Origin of the sequence: Fodinibius sp. Rm-B-1B1-1, from assembly GCF_038594945.1 — a bacterium.
GTDB lineage: Bacteria > Bacteroidota > Rhodothermia > Balneolales > Balneolaceae > Fodinibius > Fodinibius alkaliphilus.
In genome coordinates this window covers 326,767-346,669 of record NZ_JBCFYD010000002.1, presented here as the reverse complement: position 1 = coordinate 346,669, position 19,903 = coordinate 326,767, and the positions used below count along the sequence as shown (strand labels likewise).

General features: G+C 43.6%; 17 protein-coding genes. 6 read left to right on the top strand and 11 right to left on the bottom strand.

The features are described 5' to 3' along the window. Nucleotides 1-7 precede the first annotated feature (7 nt). The 9 genes from AAFH98_RS08810 to AAFH98_RS08770 all read right to left on the bottom strand — a co-directional run bounded on the left by AAFH98_RS08810 (nt 8) and on the right by AAFH98_RS08770 (nt 12,625). Complete coding sequence (locus tag AAFH98_RS08810) at nt 8-370, bottom strand: four helix bundle protein (protein ID WP_342522337.1); 363 nt, start codon at nt 368-370, stop codon at nt 8-10. A 37-nt stretch (nt 371-407) separates the two neighbouring features. Continuing rightward, nucleotides 408-1,313 carry a sulfate adenylyltransferase subunit CysD gene (cysD, locus tag AAFH98_RS08805; RefSeq protein ID WP_342522336.1) on the bottom strand — a complete coding sequence of 302 codons (906 nt, stop codon included), beginning with the start codon at nt 1,311-1,313 and terminating at the stop codon, nt 408-410. 467 nt (nt 1,314-1,780) lie between these two features. Continuing rightward, a complete protein-coding gene (gene cysC, locus AAFH98_RS08800; RefSeq protein ID WP_342522335.1) occupies nt 1,781-2,314 on the bottom strand; it encodes an adenylyl-sulfate kinase in 534 nt (177 codons plus the stop codon). 66 nt (nt 2,315-2,380) lie between these two features. Then, on the bottom strand, nt 2,381-2,740 hold the full coding sequence (locus AAFH98_RS08795; protein WP_342522334.1) for a four helix bundle protein: 360 nt from the start codon (nt 2,738-2,740) through the stop codon (nt 2,381-2,383). Nucleotides 2,741-2,884: 144 nt separating this feature from the next. Next, nucleotides 2,885-3,655: a 3'(2'),5'-bisphosphate nucleotidase CysQ gene (gene cysQ / locus AAFH98_RS08790; protein ID WP_342522333.1), complete on the bottom strand. Its 771-nt coding sequence runs from the start codon at nt 3,653-3,655 to the stop codon at nt 2,885-2,887. Nucleotides 3,656-3,980: 325 nt separating this feature from the next. Then, complete coding sequence (locus AAFH98_RS08785; RefSeq protein ID WP_342522332.1) at nt 3,981-5,789, bottom strand: SLC13 family permease; 1,809 nt, start codon at nt 5,787-5,789, stop codon at nt 3,981-3,983. A gap of 609 nt (nt 5,790-6,398) precedes the next feature. Then, the gene (locus AAFH98_RS08780) at nt 6,399-8,210 is read right to left on the bottom strand and encodes an SLC13 family permease (RefSeq protein WP_342522331.1); all 1,812 of its coding nucleotides are present in this window, start codon (nt 8,208-8,210) and stop codon (nt 6,399-6,401) included. A 1,512-nt stretch (nt 8,211-9,722) separates the two neighbouring features. Next, the gene (locus AAFH98_RS08775) at nt 9,723-11,780 is read right to left on the bottom strand and encodes a ComEA family DNA-binding protein (RefSeq protein WP_342522330.1); all 2,058 of its coding nucleotides are present in this window, start codon (nt 11,778-11,780) and stop codon (nt 9,723-9,725) included. Then, entirely contained in the window at nt 11,780-12,625 is an 846-nt protein-coding gene (locus AAFH98_RS08770; RefSeq protein WP_342522329.1) for a hypothetical protein, read from the bottom strand. The genes AAFH98_RS08775 and AAFH98_RS08770 overlap by 1 nt, the downstream gene beginning before the upstream one ends. A gap of 49 nt (nt 12,626-12,674) precedes the next feature. Here AAFH98_RS08770 and porD point away from each other — a divergent pair, with 49 nt between their 5' ends. From porD to AAFH98_RS08745, 5 genes are all read left to right on the top strand, one after another. Further along, entirely contained in the window at nt 12,675-13,586 is a 912-nt protein-coding gene (gene porD, locus AAFH98_RS08765; RefSeq protein ID WP_342522328.1) for a type IX secretion system protein PorD, read from the top strand. A gap of 111 nt (nt 13,587-13,697) precedes the next feature. After that, a complete protein-coding gene (locus AAFH98_RS08760) occupies nt 13,698-14,468 on the top strand; it encodes an electron transfer flavoprotein subunit beta/FixA family protein (protein ID WP_342522327.1) in 771 nt (256 codons plus the stop codon). 96 nt (nt 14,469-14,564) lie between these two features. Beyond that, nucleotides 14,565-15,539: an electron transfer flavoprotein subunit alpha/FixB family protein gene (locus AAFH98_RS08755; RefSeq protein WP_342522326.1), complete on the top strand. Its 975-nt coding sequence runs from the start codon at nt 14,565-14,567 to the stop codon at nt 15,537-15,539. 78 nt (nt 15,540-15,617) lie between these two features. After that, nucleotides 15,618-16,946 (top strand): FAD-dependent oxidoreductase, encoded by a 1,329-nt coding sequence (locus AAFH98_RS08750; protein ID WP_342522325.1) that lies wholly within the window; start codon nt 15,618-15,620, stop codon nt 16,944-16,946. 125 nt (nt 16,947-17,071) lie between these two features. Continuing rightward, a complete protein-coding gene (locus tag AAFH98_RS08745; RefSeq protein ID WP_342522324.1) occupies nt 17,072-17,374 on the top strand; it encodes a ferredoxin family protein in 303 nt (100 codons plus the stop codon). Nucleotides 17,375-17,464: 90 nt separating this feature from the next. Here AAFH98_RS08745 and AAFH98_RS08740 read toward each other — a convergent pair whose 3' ends face one another. After that, the gene (locus tag AAFH98_RS08740) at nt 17,465-17,812 is read right to left on the bottom strand and encodes a beta-sandwich domain-containing protein (protein WP_342522323.1); all 348 of its coding nucleotides are present in this window, start codon (nt 17,810-17,812) and stop codon (nt 17,465-17,467) included. A 216-nt stretch (nt 17,813-18,028) separates the two neighbouring features. Beyond that, complete coding sequence (locus tag AAFH98_RS08735; protein ID WP_342522322.1) at nt 18,029-18,373, bottom strand: carboxypeptidase-like regulatory domain-containing protein; 345 nt, start codon at nt 18,371-18,373, stop codon at nt 18,029-18,031. 227 nt (nt 18,374-18,600) lie between these two features. Here AAFH98_RS08735 and AAFH98_RS08730 point away from each other — a divergent pair, with 227 nt between their 5' ends. After that, complete coding sequence (locus AAFH98_RS08730) at nt 18,601-19,785, top strand: acyl-CoA dehydrogenase family protein (RefSeq protein WP_342522321.1); 1,185 nt, start codon at nt 18,601-18,603, stop codon at nt 19,783-19,785. The last annotated feature ends 118 nt before the right edge of the window (nt 19,786-19,903 follow it).

Here is a 19,903-nt window from a genome sequence, read left to right as displayed (position 1 = left end):
ACAAGTTTTAAGTGTTAAGTTTTTTATCTAAGCTTTTAATTAATCCTTGTAACATTGATGAAAGTTCTTTCAACTCTTTTATCATTTTTTGAGCTATCTCTTTCTCTACAAGTGTTGTTTCCATACCGACATATAATTGAGTTCTAAGCTCGGCAGCAGAACCTTTAGCAACATTCAAAAAATAGCGAAACTCTTTTTCTGAATGACGTTCAGCTCCTTCAGCTATATTAGAGGGAATAGACAACGCTGATCTTAATACCTGGTTCTTAAAAGCATAGTCATTGCAATCACTCAGATAATTGGTAAGCTCAACCGATAATCGTGTTGAACGCTTCCACACATTTAAATCTTCGAATGATTGGTAGGACATCACTTAAAACTTAGTACTTAACACTTTGAACTGCCCTCTAAAAGTATCCCTGCTTCTTACGTTCTTCCATTGCTGCTTCAGCTTTTTTGTCATCCGTACGGTTACCACGCTCGGTAATACGAGCCGATGCCACCTCTTCAATAATTTGAGGGAGCGTATCGGCATCAGATTCAAAAGCACCGGTACACGTCATATCGCCAATAGTACGAAATCGAATTTGACGTTCCTCATACTCCTCATCATCCGACAAGGTAATAAAACGCGATTTTGCCAGATAGGTCCCTTCGCGTTCAACCACATCACGGGTATGCGCCATATACAAGCTGGGAATATCAATCCCTTCGGAAGCAATATACTGCCATACATCCATCTCCGTCCAGTTACTCAGCGGAAATACCCGAAAATGCTCTCCGTGATTTTTATTGCCGTTATACAAATTCCATAACTCCGGACGCTGGTTCTTGGGATCCCACTGCCCAAATTCATCACGGTGGGAGAAAAACCGTTCTTTGGCCCGTGCTTTTTCCTCATCACGACGTGCCCCGCCAAAAGCGGCATCAAAACCATGCTCTTCCAACGCATTCAGCAAAGTCGGGATCTGCAACTTATTGCGACTTGGATTGGGACCTTTGGGTTCTTTCACTTTTCCAGAATCAATCATGTCCTGCACGTGAGCTACAATAAGTTCAACGCCCAGATCATCCATCAATTGATCACGAAATTCAATGGTCTCGTCAAAATTATGTCCCGTATCTACATGTAAAAAAGGGAAAGGAATTTTTCCGGGCCAGAATGCCTTTTGAGCCAAACGCGCCATCGTAATAGAATCCTTCCCTCCGGAAAACATCAGGACGGGATTCTCAAACTGGGCAGCGACCTCCCTGAAAATATGAATAGATTCCGACTCCAATTGCCGGATGTGATTCAGTTTATATAAATGCATTTGTTGATTTTATTTTTCAGTAAAACTAAAACGGCTTAAAGTAAGAATTTTAAAACCCAATGACTATTGGATTTTATCAGATAAGGGAATTCGTAACTGTTTTTGAATAGTCATCACAACAGGCTCTCTAAAGTTATAAGAGAATTGTATCCCATGAAAACACTTTGCAGCTCTGTCACTTTGCATCTTTGTCCCCCCCTCACCCAGTAACTTAATAACCCAATCACGTAGTCACTTCAGATAACAACTTCACGATTTTTAAGCCCCTCCATAGTCATAAGGAGGGGTTTGGGGTGGGTCAAAAAACAAAGATTTCTCCATTCTGGCTCAAACCCCCAGCCTCCGGTCGAAATGACAGGTCGGTCCTCGGTCATCACTCATCCGTCTCTTCACAACTTTGCCACTTTGCAACTCCGTCACGTTATAACCCAATCACCTAATCACGGTCTTCGGTCCTTCGTCGACCGTCAACTTTTCTCACGCAAATATTCAAATACCCGCTGTACTCCCTCTTCAGGCGTAATATCAGTAGTATCGATTCGCAATTCTGGATTTTCTGGCTCTTCATACGGATCACTAATACCGGTAAAGTTATCGATCTCTCCCTTTCTCGCCTTCTCGTATAGTCCTTTCACATCCCGCTCTTCACAAACTTCAAGCGGAGTAGAAATATGAATTTCGGTAAAGTCCTGGCACATATTGCGGACAAAGTCTCGGGCATCCTGATAAGGAGAAATAAACGAAGCCACTACAAAAACACCATGTTTCTGCAACAAACTGGCGATAAAGCCTACTCGTTTTACGTGATCATCCCGTTCTTTTTTTGAAAACCCCGTTTGGGGAAACACTTCCCGAACAGCATCCCCATCCAAATGCTCAACCTCATACCCCTGGTCTTTTAGCCGGGCATATACTTTTTCTGATATCGTACTCTTCCCCGATCCCGATAACCCCGTAAACCAAAGGACAGTAGGTTTTAGTGACATTTTATTACTATTCATAAATCCACTTCTTATCTAATAATTTAAATTTTAAACAAAGACAGACGACAAGTGACTATCGACCGGCTATTTTATTGCTCTTTTAAATGCATTGAGTTTTGCAAATAATTCAGCTCCCAACTCTTCAAACCTATTCATCAATTCGGTGTTTGAATCTATATAGTTACGTTCTTGAATTAACCTGATACAAGCTACAACCTCAACATGCGAACGAATAGCAAAGGATAAAAACCGAGATTGTTCTGCATTACTTTGTCCGGTAGATCCTTCAGCAATATTTAAGGCTATTGATGTTGAAGCTCTTTTTAACTGTGATGTCAGGTTATACTTTTCATGATCTGGCAATGTACCTGCAATAGTATAAGAAAGAGCATTAAATTTCATTGCAAGCTCCCAAACCTCTAATTTTTCAAACTTATATGTCATGAGTAGTCAGGTCTAAATTTAAAGGTTGATTAACGGTCATCGGTCAACCGTCTTTATCTATTAGACCATCTATTAACCAACACCTTACAAACTTTCTACTTCTGCACCGGTCATCCGTCCTTGGTCTACAGTCGTTCACAACACTCAAAATTCAACATTTTTAATAAGTCCAATCAAAAAGCTACCATTCTTTAAATCCGGCTTGTTATAGGTCAACGGCGATTCATGAACCCCTTCGCGCGCCGAGTAACGATATACCGCGTCGCCGGCCGCCACATCCCATTCCATCGTTGGGCCCATGCGCGGATAAATATCTGCTTTACCTTCAGCCACCAGGCAAAACTTGATTGAGCTCCCTGCTGGAACCGTTTCTTTGACCGTCAACCCCTGCTTTTTGAGCTGCTGTACCAATTTATCGGACCCATGCGACCGACTTTGAACAGCAGTCAGCTCATCATCTTTATGACTGGCAGATGAAAAAATTCGCTGCGGAGAATCGGCCCCAACTTGTTTAAAAGAACCTTTCCCTTTCTCAGCATAATAGGTCGTCTCTTTATCTGGGACGTACACTACGCCCAACACCGGAACCCCGTCATCTATCAGTGCAATATTAACCGTAAATTCGCCATTCTTTTTGATAAACTCTTTGGTACCGTCCAGCGGATCTACAATCCAAAACTTGCCCCAATCTTTGCGATCCTCATAATCTGGAATACCTGATTCTTCCGAAATGATGGGAGTTTCGGGATCGAGCTCTTTAAGCGCATCAACAATAATATGGTGCGAAGCCAAATCAGCCTTGGTAAGGGGAGAATCATCATCCTTACGGCTAATCTCCACATCCTGCGCATCGTGATAAATTTCCAGCATCGCCTGACCGGCTTCCTTCGCTATTCCAATAATCTCTTTAAGCATATTTTATTTTGTATGTATTGGGAGTACAACTCCCTCTTAACTTTTTCTATTTCTTATTGATATGTTTTTTAATAGCTCAATCGTCATAACCCGGGTGTCCAAAGATCCTGCCCCCCCCGAAATGTTGGGACACGGCAAGTTCAGGATGACACAATTTATAAACTGTTATCCAACACCTAACTTCTAACATCCAGCCGATGTGTCATGCTGAATTTATTTCAGCATCTACCCACGGTTTATCTCGTTACAATGCTCTGCGTTGTCACGAGAAGTGAGAATGTTATTTATCACATAATTTCTTAATCATCTAATAACTTTAGCCCTTTCAAAATGGCCAAATTTGAGGCACCAAAGATATTGTTATTACCGCAACCATCAAATTAAGAGGCAACCCTATTTTCGTAAAATCTGTAAACTTATATCCCCCGGGACCATACACCATTAAATTCGTTTGATAGCCTATTGGCGTTGAAAAACTGGCCGAGGCCGCCATGATAATCGTCATCACAAAGGGCATATAACTCACTCCAAACGAGGCCGCCATCGAAATAGCAATGGGAAATATAAGCACGGCCGCCGCATTATTGGTGACCATCTCGGTTAATATCCATGTAGACAGATAAACCCCTGCCAGTGCCAGGTACGGGTTGTTTTCTGTATAGCTTAAAAATTCCTCAGCCAACACGGAAGCTGCTCCTGTCTCTTGTAGGGCGTTACCGAGTCCCAGCGAGGCCGCAATAACCAACAGCACCGACCAGTCAATATATTCTTTAGCTGTTGATGAGCGACAACAGCGGCTAAAGATCATCAATCCCGCCGCTAAAAAAGAGGCTTGAAACATGGTTAAAAATCCAAAGGCTACAGTCCCTACCATGAATCCCAAAATAGACCATGCATAAGCCGACTTGTCATAGCTCGGCGGATTGGAGTCACGAATCCCACTAATCAGAAAATAATCACTCGAATTCTTGTACTGTTTTAAAAAGTTGGGATGGGCTTCCAAAAGTAGGGTATCCCCGGTTCTGAGGCGAATATCACCTACTTTTTCTTCAATTCGTTCCCCGCTGCGCGACACCGCTAACACTACTGCGTCGTAATTATTTCTGAACCTCCCCCTTTTGATAGTTTCCCCGTTAATGGGGTGACTCGGCGAAACAACGGCCTCAATAAGCACGCGTTCCCCTCGTTCGGAATCCATTTTAAAAATCTGTTCGGTGGCCGGCGATAAGCCCTTTACCTGCTGTAAATCTACAATAGAATCGACTACCCCGGTAAATATAAGGCGGTCGCCTGCCCGCAATTTCTGTTCGGGGTCTACTGCAGCTAATACATGATCCTCGCGATAGATCTCCGCAAGATAAAGGGAAGGCAAATGACGCAGTCCGGCCTCCTCAATTGTCTTTCCCGGCAGTGGACTATCACCCTCTACGATCATCTCAATGGTATATTCACGGGGATCTTTAAAGGTATCGAATCCAGATCCACGTTCAGGCAGTAGCGAATCCCCAAAGAAAACCAAATATAAAAAGCCCACAATAGCACAGGGTATCCCGATCAGGGCCGGCTCAAAAATACCGATGGTATTTGTAGAGGCCTCCTGAATTAATAGTCCGTTAACAATAAGATTAGTGCTGGTACCAATGAGCGTACAGGTACCTCCTAAAATAGCGGCATAGCTCAATGGAATCAGCAACTTGGAGACCTTTACTTCATTTTTACGAGCCCAGTCTTCAAGAGCAGGGATGAAAGAGGCCACTACGGGCGTATTATTAAGAAAGGCACTGACTACCATCACCGGAGCCATAATACGAATCTGGGTCCGGCGGATACTTTTAAAGCGGCCGATAATTTTCTCAACTACATATTGAATAGCACCCGTTTCTTTCATCCCTGCCGCTACTACATAAAGCGCAGCCACTGTTAACATCCCCTGATTGGAAAACCCTACCAGGGCTTCAGCCGGATCAACAACCTGGCTGACAAACAATACGGTAAGTCCGCTAACAAAAACTACATCTGGGGATATGCGACTGCCGATAAGCAGAACAACACATAATAATATAACAGCAATAACCGTCCAGCCGGCAAGGGTCATAAATGCTACACGCTTGTTTTGGGATAATATTGGAAGCACAAAGAAAACGAATTCTCCTGTGCTTTCAAATCGAAGTAAAGAAAAGTACCGTAACTGCTAAACTCCGTTACAATGCTCTGCGTCGTAACAAGATCAGATTGATCGAACGAGTGACTCTTAGATACTACACAAACCTGATGGCAGGAGATCCCTCGGCTGCGCTCCCCGAATTTCGAGACATGGCGGGATGACACTGCTTTTTACCTAGTACTTTATCTCCAAGTTTTGAGGCAATTTGACTTCCGAAATACGATCTGTTGCTCCAAAGGGTACAACACAACCCTCTCTCAAACTTAGACTCACTTATAAAAGGACTTCCTAAATATCTGCGGCAAATCCTTAGCATAATAGCATCCCAAAGCTTAGGAGTACGACTTTAATAAGCCCCTCCATATTTATAGGGAGGGGTTGGGGTGGATAAAAACACAGATTTCTCTCTTCACTACGTTACGTTCGAAATGACTCATAAAGGGTATCTTGTTACGCTGCGCCGTAACGAGTACCAAGTGTGCATAGAATCTAAAGAGCATAAAATGCGTTTCAATACGGAGCGTAGAAATAAAATAATCAGTTGAACCAACCGTCGGCCGTCCCCCCGTCCTCTGCCCCCTACATCGGCCAAATAATCGGGATAAGTATAATAACAACCGTCCACAGAGTAATCTGCAAAGGAAACCCAACCTTAAAGAAATCAGTAAACTTATAATTACCGGGACCATATACCATAAGATTCGTCTGATACCCAATCGGAGTTATCAGTGACATGGAAGCTGCCAATGTAATCCCAACAACCAACCCACGAGCCTCAATACCCTGCGTTTCTGCAATGGATATTACAACGGGAAACATGAGAGCTATGGCCCCATTATTGGTGATAATCTCAGTCAATACTACCGTAACGATGACTGCCCCTGCAAGTACTGTTCGAGGGCCATAAGCACTTGTAAGCTCCAACAGTCCTTCCCCCAAAAGTGCCGCCGCCCCACTCACCTCCATAGCTTTACCCAATCCAAGAGCAGCCCCAATAACAATCAATACCGTCCAGTCTACTGACTTTCGTGCTTCACCAGCCTCAATAATGTTAAAAACCAACAATACAGCCACCCCCAAAATACCTGCCAAGGCAATATGTAACAGTCCCGCAGCTACCGATCCTACAATAGCCAAAAGTACTCCTACAGATATATAGAGATCTTTCCCGCCCGGACGATGTTCTATAATATCTTCAGGGGCTGCCGGACCTTCGCCACCAGCTTCACTTGTCAGGAAAAAATCTTCGGTATCTTCATAGGCTCCTCGAAATCCCCGGCCGGTATCAAGTAACAAAACATCTCCAGCATGCAATACAAACTCTCCCAGCGGCTGATCAATACGCTTCCCCTTCCGACGTACACCTGTAACCGCCGCCCCAAATCGCTCTAAGAGTTTCGCCTCCCCAACTGTAGCTCCCACCAATCGAGATCCTTCTTTGACAACTACTTGGTGCAACTCCCGATCTCGTTCTGATCGTTGAATTCTTCGCGGCGGCTGATAAGCCAATCGCAAACTGGGATAATCATCTAATCTGGGTGCTTTGGCTGCAATCCCCCCTTGGGCTGCATAAAACAGGTGATCGCCAGCTCGTAGTTTTTCCTCATCGGTAACGGGAGCAATCTCTTGCCCATTTCTATTAATTCGGGATAAATAAAATTCAGAAATATTTGCGATCCCTGCTTGTTCTATCGTTTGTCCAATGACCGGAGCTCCCTCAACAATTTCGAGTTCTACTAACAGCTCTCGATTCCGCTCCTCCTGGTATCGAATATCGCGCCGGGCGGGGGTCACACTTGGTGAGATAAAAACAAGGTACAACAATCCGGCAATGGCACAAGGAACTCCCACCCAGGCAAGTTCAAAAAATGAAAACCCTTCTAATCCGTGACTCTCCAGCAGTCCGTGAGCAATGAGATTCGTACTGGTACCAATAAGCGTACAAAGTCCCCCCAAGATGGCCGCATACGAGAGGGGCATCAATAATTTAGATACGGGAATCCCTTTTTTCTGGGCCCAACTTCTGATGGCAGGAATCCCCATAGCAACGATGGGCGTATTATTTAAAAAGGCGGAATAAACAGATACGCTGGGACACAATCGTAATAAAATACGTTGAATACTTCTTGTTTCTTCTCCCAGAATAAAGCGACTGGCTCGATCCAGCGCCCCACTTTCGCGCAATGCAGCCCCAACTACATACAAACTCCCCAAAGCCAGCAACGTCGTATTCCCAAATCCTAAAAAAGCATCTTCTAAACTGATCACCCCACTTACCGTCACAATTGCAAGAGCCGTAAGTAAAATAGCATCCGGGCTCCATAAATCGACGGCCAACGCTAAAAAGGTTAGCACCAAAACAATTAATATGATCAGTACATCAATACTCATTTGGGCCTATGTTTATAATATAAATAACCCGTTTAGTTACTGGGGGAAATGGCTAATAAATGACACATAGCCCTCTGTGTCATCCCGGACCCCGATCCGGGATCTCTCGGTGGTGATCATCGTTGATCTGTTACCAGCTCATATCAAAGTTACCGAGATTTGCGAGATCCTGAAACCCCGAAGTGTCGGGACACGGCAAGTTCAGGAGACACTATAGCTTTTTTAACCGTCAAACACGTTATACATAATCTTATATAAGATAGCAGAACTCTTTTTATATGCTATAGATTTTTTTGTGGGGATAAGCTGTACTTCTTTTTGCCTGGATAAAAAACTTCTAAACACCCTTCCCCTGCTACGCACGCGTAGAGCTGCTATATTTGAGCAGATACCCATTTAAGGTACTTTGCGGGTAAATCCGTTTCGCACCAGAAATACGAAACGAGCACAGTTCAAGCAAACCTATTCGTTACAACGCAGAGCGTATTAACGAGATATTGTGAGCGTGCCATTCCCGGCTTCAAAAATCATAAAGCCAGCGCACTTCACTTATTCTCTTTCAAGAAGATAGTACCTTACGAGGTACATCCCAGTGGCCACTTCACCGTTTTCCCTATCTCGGCATAGTGAATTCTGTGCCAGAGGTCGCAGGATGAAAAGGATAATTCTATACCGGTTATTTATCCTAAAATAGTCTCTAAACTTTATAGACCATTAGAATTATCCCATCCAAAGGCCGAAGCGGTTTCAGAATTCCAAGCCAGCGATGTTTTTGGGTTCCGTTTTTGCATCGTTCCAAAAATGGAACAATACCCCAATTACCAGTTCTTGATCATTGAACAAATGAACGCCTCCATCAACGTAAAACCTTATCTATGCCGTCATAAATACGAGGGAACAAGCTAATCCCTTCGTTACAACACAGAGCGTAGTAACGAGATAAATGTTTAATCTCACCAGAGGTTCAAGGAAAATCACACGAAAAATACTTCACAGCTTTCTAATTGGACCTAAGAATTTTATGCGGAAGCCCAAATATGCGCATATGTATTTTATACCGATAACTCATTTCGACCTTGTTTCAATACTATAAGAATTATTAAAACACATGCATTTTGCCGGCCGTAGCTGGTTACAAAATTCTTACGTCTTAATCTTTTTGTCTCTTTTGCATCAAGGTAAAAGGGACGGCTCCAAAGTTTTCTTTCTTCCTTAATTGTTAGGGGAGGACAGGGATGGGTCACCTAATAACCTAATCACTGTTTTTCAATCCTCGGTATCCCCTTCTCTATGGGGAAAATGTTCTTAATTATCTCATAAACATAAACCCCTCCATACTTATAGGAAGGAATTTGGGGTGGGTCAAAAAAACAAAGATTTCTCCGCTCCGGCTCAAACCCACAGCCTCCGGTCGAAATGACAGATCGGTCCTCCGTCACCAGTCCTTTGCCACTTTGTTACTTAATAACTTCATCACTTAGTAACCTAATCACTAAACCACCTCCAGAAACCTCAAAACCGTACCCGTGCCTGAACTCCCACCTCACTTCGACGATCCCCCTCAACCCGATTGAGTCCACTGCCAACAACTTGGGTATCCTCATATACTGTCAGCCCAAACTTCGCCCACAACTCCAGAAAGTCGAACGGTTCATAATTTAATAACACGTATATACGCTGACCTTCATCAAACAGTGACTGACTGGAAAACACATACAGTAAATCACTTTCAAACTGATACACTCTCGTGGCAAAACTTTCGGTATCAAACATGGATACTCGCGTATCCAACCTCAACCGATCATTGATCCGCAATCGCAAATCCTGATACAACAAATATCCAAGCTCCAGATCTTCTCCGGCCTGTTGACTGCGGACGATTTCACCGCGCGATCGCAACCGTACTTTGGGATTCACCCAGTACTCCAAATTGACCCGAAAGCTACTTCGTTCAGCATCTCCCAATCGGCGCTGTACCCTCCCATAGGAATCCGAAATCTCATACTCATCATCCTCTATTTCGCTCCGCAGCTGCACGTAAAAATTGAAACTATCCGTCAGATCAAACTCGGCTTTCGCCAGCCAGTCGAACCCCTGTGTAGGCTGATTGGTTCCAAACCGAGCCGTCGGAAATCTAAACTGATCGATATAAGCACTCAAAGTAACCTTCGCTCCTATCGTATGGCGCATTCCCAAGTAAACCCCCTCTTCATTTTTAGGCTGACCGGAGACCTCTCCAAAACCATTCCCCAAAATAGACTGGAACTCCGCCTGGTAATTCCGATAGGCTAACGTAATATCCGTATCATTACCAAGACTACTTTCAACTCCCGAAACAAGTCCATAACCACCATTTTCGCTCTGGCCAACTTCCCCAAATATAATAGCCGGTCCTGCTATAAACGTATAATCTACTCCATAGGCATAATTCGATGTCCCCTCAAAATCATATTGTGCATACGTCTGCTCGCTGGCCGTAATATAGCGATCAAAAATGGTCTGATAGCCGGTAGCGCCAATAATACCAAAAGGAATCTCCCACTGGATATGCCCTCCATACAACTTTTGCTGCAGATTATTCTTTTGCAGAAACTCGGTTTCGGTACGATGATATCCATCCGTGCCGGGAAAACGGGTCGTATCAGCATTAATATCACTGGCACTGCGATATCGATTCGAATAAAAACCGGTAAACTGTAGCCTGGCACCATAGGTTACAGCAGCCCCGCGATAGTAGTTTGTTTCCTGCGCCGAGGTGTAGGGTTTAATGCCTCGACCGTTTCGACTTACCGCTCCCACCACATTACTTCCCTTTCCAAAAGCCGCACCGCTCCAAAGCACCAACCCCTGACCAAAAGCCAAGCTATAATCACCACCTACTAACATCTGTACATTGCCATTATCTTCTAATGCTACGTGCCACGTTCGGTGGTCAAATTGGAATGGTCCAACCAACTCTTCCCCGGGATCTTTCTCCTGCGTTAGGTTCACCGACAGATGATCACTCTGATAGCCTATCCGCTGGTAATATTTTACCGGACTCCCGATATATCCCCCTTCCTGCGGCGACTGCTCATATCCTTCGGCCTTCTGTAAATCCCGCTGGTAACGCGAAAAGGCCTGAAAATGGCCGCCCGAGGTCCAATAACGAGGGCTGGTATAAAGCTCACGACTCAATTCAAGTCCACTGCCCACCGTTATATAAGGGCGGACCTGCTCCAACGTAACCCGGCCAATACCAGATACTTCATCCAGTTCATCCGTAGTTTCAAACGGCTTAACATCCGAACGGTATTTAATAATGGCCCGGGCCAACTTGAGATTTAATCCCGGCAGCTGCAACAAATCATTTACGCCAGCCTGATTAATATTAATGGGATTTTCGGCCAGTTCTTGCAAAAATTGAGTCAGCTGCTCGCTGTCAAAATTAGTATCGCCCGGATCAAAATTTTCGATAGCCCCTTCCAGATCGTCTTCTACCTCTGAACGCGTAGTATCCTGTTGCTGAGCATACCCTACCTCTGAGAAGGCAAAAATACATCCCAAAACAAGTAAAAACCGAATAACCATTACCACAAAATTTTAAAATCGATGGCAGGACTATACCCCAGCGCTCTGTTCTCGTGACGCTGAACTGCTATATTTACGGTCCATAATTCTGAGTTGTACCCAAATCCACCTGAAAAGGTCAGCGGTTTGATGGTAAAGCCAGCCCGACCAACCAGCTCCTCTATTATGAAAACTTCTACTCCTCCGCGATACGATATTGGGAACTGTACATCCTTAACCACATCAGTCGTAAATAAGGCGATATCAGATAAATGATACGAAAACCCTATACTCAATTCCCGAGGTAACTTTTCGTTATTTAGCGAACCATATTCGGGCTGATTAACATTGGTAGCTTTTGCTCCAACCCATAGATCAGAAACAATAGATGCTGCTAACCCCACATTAATACCCAATGCTCCGGCCGAACCATATCCCCCGCCCATGGCCACATGGCTGTAGTTAAGTATTGCTCCAAAATGAAATCCCGAAAACGAATGCTTGTATCCAAGGCGCATCCTGTTTTCATTGAAAAGGTCATCTCCGTAGCGATGTGCTCCGGCTCCCAGCGTTCCAAATGTGGTTGGATATGCAACCGACATGGCCATATCAGTAATTTCAGCAAGACTAAAATAGCGTACGCCAAAGAATGACACGGCACGCTCATCTTCCGGCATCAAGGCAGGATTTCCAAACATCGACCAATCGGTGTTATATAAGGCTGTAGTGGCCTGACCAACGGCCAGCTCCCTGGCACCAATTACAGCTTGCGCCTGAACTATTGAACTAATCCCACTTATCCCCAAAAGAACACTACCCAAAAGTGTGAGCTTAAATCTGTGTATATCTATTAGCTTTCGTATCATATATACATATATTGCTCTCTGATGATTTAAAGCAATCTATAAAATCAAAATGAATATTTCTTCTATTATTAAAAATCTTAATGCCCTCTTGGTAATATTGGGACTTCTTTTCCTGCCATTTACTGGTGCAGCACAAGAAATTAATGCCGACGTAAATATTGACAGGAGTCAAATTTCCGGTACTTCTTTGGGATATATTGATAATCTGCCCCAACAACTTGAGGCGTATATCAACGACCATGATTGGACAAATGATAATTTTAATGAAAACGAACGTATTAACGTCTCTCTCCAGATCAATTTACTGGCTGTTCAGGATTACAACTTTGAAGCCCAAATTATTGTCCGCAGCCAACGTCCCATTTACAATACCCCGCGCGAAACGGTAACCCTTTTATTTAATGATGAGGATTGGGGATTTGAATATCGCCCCAATCAAACATTTTTACATGATGAGCTGCAGTTCAATCCTCTGACCAGCCTCATTGATTTTTATGTCTATCTAATTATAGGATATGACGCTGATACGTTTGAACCGCTTGGGGGCTCAGACTACTATCAACAAGCACAAAATATTGCATCGCTGGCCCAAAGCTCTTCGGCCGTCGGATGGTCGCGGTCAAACAACCGCCGAAATCGGGCACAACTTATTACTAATTTACTACAAGCCAATCACGAACCCTTTAGAATGGCTCTTTATGAGTATCATCGACAAGGACTTGATCACTTTTTAGAAGATCCGCCTGAAGCCCGTCAACAAATTTTGAGTGCTTTGGAAAAACTTCAGCAGGCCCAACGACAAACCTCATCAAGCCTGCTATTTGATACCTTCTTTAATGCCAAATACCGTGAACTTACTTCTATTTTTGAGGATGCAGAACCACAAGTTCGATTGGATGCCTATAATCTGCTTTCTAATATTGACCAGAGCCATTTAAGTGAATACGAAAAATTGCAGTAACACGGTTGTAACCTACAACCCAATACACTGAACATTTAATGTCAGGTTTTGTATATTCTCGGCCTGATGAGTAAAATCTTTTTCCATTCTAACTGAAAATATTTTCATCGTATGAAATTTTACGTCTGTATCAAACAAGTCCCCGACGTGGATGCACCCATCCAAATAAAAGACGGCAACTTAATTCAAGACACCGATCGTATGGTTCTCAATGCCTACGATGCGTCAGCTGTTGAAGAGGCACTGGTGCTTACCGAGGAACACGGCGGCGAAGTAGAAGTCGTGCTTGTTGGTCCCGAAAAAGCCAAAGAAACCATCCGTAAAGCTCTGGCTATGGGTGCCGACAAAGCCACACATATCACGACCGAAGACGAAGTTGACTACGATTCAGCTGTATATGCAAACGTCTTGGCTACCTTTTTTGAGGATAAAGAATACGATATTATTTCTTGTGGAAAGCAGTCGCAAGATACCGATGCCGGCCTGGCAGGTAGTATGCTGGCTCAACACCTCAACCTGTCTTATGCCACCAACGCTGTAGGGCTTTCAATCGAGGATGAAAATTTAGTCGTAAAACGTCAGGGAGATTCGGGACAGGAAATTATTGCACTGCCCGCTCCCTGCCTGGTAACTTGCTCCAACGATATGAATGAGCCGCGTATCCCCAGCCTTAAAGGGATTATGCAATCGAAACGCAAGCCGATGGAAACCATCGCTCTTTCGGATATGAATGTGGATGAATCGGTCCTTTCTGCGAAAACCCAAGTAACCGGTTACAAAGAAAAACCCGCGCGCGAACCGGGACAGAAGTTTGAGGGTGAACCTGATGAGCTGGCTGAAAAAGTGGCTAAACTCTTAGACGAAGAAGAAAATGTAATTTAAAGCTCTCAGATCTCAGCTAACCGCTGAAAGCTTATGTTATCTTCATAAGAAATACCACATTTTGAAATTGTTAACACTATAAAATATTAGCTATCCATGAGTACCCTACTAACCCACATCGCAGTAAGTGACGGAAAGATTAAACGATCTTCGCTGGAAGTATTATCTCGGATGACACAACTTGCCGAGTCCAACGGACATTCCTCAGAAGCCGTAATTATTGATACCAATGCCTCTAACTATGTAGATGAGGTCCAAAAATATGGTGCTTCCAAAGTGTATACTATTTCTGATCCCATTTTCGAGAACCATCAAAACACGCCACTGCTTAAAGCACTTTCGAAGGTAATGGACGAAGCCAATCCTTTTGTCTTTGGATTCGGCTCAACCGAGGGAACCAAAGATATTTTAGGTGCCCTCGCAGCCAATACAGATGCTGCTGTGCTCTCGGATGTTTCTGAGTTTGAACTGATCGACGGGGGTATCAAAGCAACACGTCCGGTTATGGCAGCTAAAATCCTTTCAGATAATGAAGCACACGGCGATAATATCCTGGTTTCGGTACGTTCGGGTTCTTATGATTTAAATGAATCTCCAACTGAAGCTGAAGTCGTCGATATTGATTTTAGCTTTGATGAAGGAGATCTCAAAGCAACTCTTCGCGAAATTATCGGTGCTTCGGGCGACAAAATTGATCTATCCGAAGCCGAAACAATTGTAGCTGCAGGACGTGGTGCCAAAGATGACGAAGGGCAAGAGTTAGTTGAAGAATTAGCCTCTGTACTAAATGCTGCACTGGGGGCTTCCCGAGCACTTACGGAAGCGGGCGTTATGGATCCCAGCCTACAAATTGGACAAACCGGAAAAGTAGTTTCTCCACAGCTCTATATCGCCGTCGGAATTTCTGGTGCTATCCAGCACGTAGCCGGTATGGCCAACAGTAAAGTCATTGTAGCGATCAATAAGGATCCCGATGCCCCTATTTTCGATATTGCTGATTACGGCATCGTTGGTGATCTTTATAAAGTGTTGCCTCCTTTTATTGAAGAATTAAAAAAGATTAAAGAGTAGTTAATTTTAAGTTTTGGATGTTGAGTTTTGAATTAGTTTCTGCATTCAACATCCAAAATTAATAATTCAACATTTATTATGATGGACGAGAAATTTGACTGCATTATTGTTGGAGCCGGCATTGCGGGATTATCGGCAGCGATGACGCTTGCAAAAAACAACATGAAGTTTTTACTCATTGAAAAAGGCGAATTTGCCGGATCAAAAAATGTCTCGGGAGGGGTGCTCTGGGGCAGTGATCTGGCCAAGCTCGTGCCCAATTACTGGGAGGAAGAAGACGGCGGCTGGGAGCGATTTATTAACCACCGCCGACTCACCTTCATGGACGATCAGTCAACATTTTCCATCGATTTTAAATCGTCTCACTTTAACGACACCCCCTACTCCGGTGTTGTAGTGCTACGCTCCAAGTTTGACCGCTGGCTGGCCGGTAAAGTCCAGGAAGAAATCGACAACAGTGACTATGCCATGGAATCGTTCATCGCTACCAATATTAAAGTGGATGAAGTCCTGATGGAAGACAACAAGGCGGTGGGCATTCGTACCGGTGATGAAAAATTTCATGCCGACAGCGTAATCATCTCGGAAGGAGTCAATAATCTACTTACACGTCAGGTGGGCTTGCAAGATGATTATGTGCCCGCTGATCATATGCTAACCGGCATCAAGGAAGTCATCCGCTACGATCAAAAAGTGTTGGAAGATCGATTCCAGCTAAATGGACTCAGCGGCATGTCGAATGAGTTTGTCGGCTTTGCGACTGACGGCGTTGAGGGCGGTGGGTTTCTCTATACCAATCGCGATACCATTTCATTAGGATTGGTGGCTGGCATCAAAGACATGCGTGAGAAGGAGAAAAGTCCGCATGATTTATTGAATACCTTCAAAGCACATCCGGTCATTCAGGATACCATCAAAGGCGGTGAAGTCGTTGAATATTCTGCACATGTGGTTTCCTCCGGTGATAAACGCGTCATGCCTAAGGAACTCTATAAAGATGGTGTTTTATTATGCGGCGAAGCGGCGAACTTGCTAATGAATGCTGGCAAGGCTATTCAAGGTATGGATTATGCGATGCGCTCTGGCATCTTGGGAGCAGAAACAATCGTTAAGGCCAAAGAGCGCGATGATTTTACAAGCAATACGCTCAAAGAGTACAAACAGGCGCTTGAGGACAGCTATGTAATGAAGGATATCAACAGCTTCCAGGATGCGGTACATATGCTCCACAACCCGACGATGTACCAAGATGTGCCAAACTTGATTTGTGACTTCGGACGTAAGTTCTTTACCATTGATAATGAACCTACAAAGAAGTCGCGTGAGCTGATGAGTGAATCTATTAAAGAGCACTCGTCGTACTGGGATCTGATAAAAATCGGATTTAAAGGAGCAAAATCGTTATAGGAATTTGAAATAGGTTTATGTGTCATCCTGAATTTATTTCAGGATCTGAAGCTAAATATTTTATAGATTCTGAAACGAGTTCAGAATGACACGTGCTAATTAATGGCAAGTCATCATTTTTTATTATGAAATTAATGGATCTTACTGAACGACTGGGACTGGTCAGCTATCGCAACCAGGCAAAATCAGATATTAAACCCCATATTGAGGTAGATACAGATATCTGTAACTCAACTTGTCCACATAAATGTACCACCTATGTGTGCCCCGCTAACTGCTATACGATGGATGAGGACGGCAAAGTGCATTTCCAGGTAGAAGACTGTATTGAATGTGGGACGTGCATGTATGCATGTGATCAGGGAGCTGTAGACTGGAATTATCCCGATCCTGAAATTGGCCGCGGTGTAACTTGGAATTTTGGATAACCTGTTTCCATCGCAACGAGTAGTTGCCCAATAAAAAAAAGGCCATCCCGTAATTGAATGGCCTTTTTACATTATGTTTTCGATTATCTATTAGTAGTCTTTGGGTTGCAGCTCAACAGTTATTGAATTTCCACTTTCTTTAACTTCTACTTCTTGCTCCCAATCCTCATATCCATCAGCTGTTGCTGTAAGCGTATAAGTTCCGGCACTAACCATTTCAAAAGTGAAAGAGCCATCATCAGAACTTGTTGTTTCCTTATCAGCACCTTCAAGGGTTAACTGAACTCCAGATAACGCCTCTTGCGTTGACGCATCAACAACTTCACCAGTTAGTGATACCTCAACGTTTTCTTGAGCAACCGCATTTCCTGCCATAATTGTCATTCCTATCAAAAGTATTACTGCAGAAAAGATTGTTGTTTTCTTGAACCAATTCATAACATCCTCAATTTTAGAGTTATATCTCAATGAAATTTTATTGACGTTTTACGTCAACTTTCAATGATTTTACCGCAACAACTACTTCTTTGTTCCGAAAACAATACACATAACCTATTGTTTATTTTAATCTTAAGTCCCCAAAAATAATCGCAACCAAATTATAAAGGTCGCCCATCAGGACGACCTTTATCGTTTTAATAATTTGATTAAACTTTAACTACCTGCCGGTTTCATTTCAATCTTTAAAGCACCACCTTTCTTGGTAACCTCAACTTCTTGCTCCCAATCTTGGTAACCTTCTGCATTGGCAGTAACAGTATAACTTCCGGGCTTGAGGTTTTTAAAACTAAATGTTCCATCATCACCGGACGTTTTCTGCATATCTTCGCCTTGTACGGTTATCTCTACGCCCGATAACACTTCTTGAGTTGAGGCATCAATAACCTGTCCAGATAGTTTTGCACCAGTCTCTTGAGCCAGTGCTTCATTTGAAATAATGGTTACTCCAATTAATAATGTTAATGCTGAAATAAGAACTTTTTTATTGAATAAATGCATAGTAATCTATGGCTTTATTGTTTTTAATTAAGATAGTTGACTTCTTTCTCAGTCAACTATTAAACCTTACCTGTAGCCCCTGCCTTTTGTTCCATGTATGAGAATGGGTACACCGTCTCCCTGATCAACTGTGTATCTCTTCCATATTTACGGGATTTGATAAAACGTTTTGTAGAAAAATTTTTATTTTAATCATAGAATAATATCAACCTTCTTATTTTCATCTTATGAGCACTGACGTAATGAATAGCTCAACTGAGCTTAACTTCAATCTTTCCGAGGAACAACAACTCATCAAAGATAGTATTAAGGATTTCGTCGAACGGCATGTCAAACCCGGCGTAAAAGAGCGCGATGCCAGCAAAGAATTTCCGCATGAGCTCGTTAACCAGTTAGCCGAACAGGGGTTTATGGGGATGGTTCATCCCGAAAAATATGGTGGCGGTGGTGTGGGACACGTCAGCTTTTGTCTGGCTATTGAAGAGATTGCTCGATGGGATGCCTCACTGGCTTTGACTGTAGCTTCACACACTTCTCTGGCTTCAGGGCACATCGCCCTGGCAGCCAACGAATCCCAAAAGGAAAAGTACCTAACGCCGCTTGCCAAAGGTAAAAAACTGGGGGCATGGTGCCTGACGGAACCCGGATCGGGAAGTGATGCATCGGGCATGAAAACAACAGCCCTAAAAAAAGGCGAGAAATATATTCTTAATGGCTCCAAGATTTTTATTACCCAGGGCTCAGTTGGAGATATATACGTAGTACTGGCAAAAACGGATCCTGATAAAGGAACAAAAGGCATCAGTGCTTTTATTGTGGAGGGAGATTGGGATGGCGTTGAATCCGGCAAAAAGATGGAAAAGCTGGGCATGAATTCCAGCGATACTACCGAGGTTATTTTTGAGGATGTGGAAGTGCCCAAAGAAAATTTGTTGGGTGAACTGGGCCGTGGTTTTGTTGATACGATGAAAGTGCTCGACGGCGGACGTATTGGCATTGGTGCCCTATCAGTAGGCATTGCACGCGGGGCTCTCGAGGAATCTCTGAAATATTCAGGAGAACGTAAGCAGTTTGGATCTCCCATCGGCGACTTCCAGGCTATTGAGACGAAAATAGCAAACATGGCTACGGAAGTGGATGCCGCTCGCATGCTGGTCCACCGCGCAGCCTGGCTCAAAGATCAGGAGAAGCCTTTTACCAAAGAAGTTTCGATGGCCAAGTTGTTTGCTTCTGAGCTGGCGGTACGCGCCGCAGATGAAGCTGTGCAAATTCATGGTGGTTACGGCTACATCAAAGAATATCACGTGGAGCGTTTTATGCGCGATGCCAAACTTATGACCATTGGCGAAGGTACTTCCGAAGTACAGCGCATGATTATCGCCCGGGAACTCAAAAAAGAATTCTGGGGATAATTAATGTTGTTGAAAATTAGCAAGTTAAAGGTTGAATGTTTAATACCTTTAACTTGCAACCTGCAACTTTAAACCATATAACTTACCTTGCACAGGAAAATAACTCAGGCAACAAACT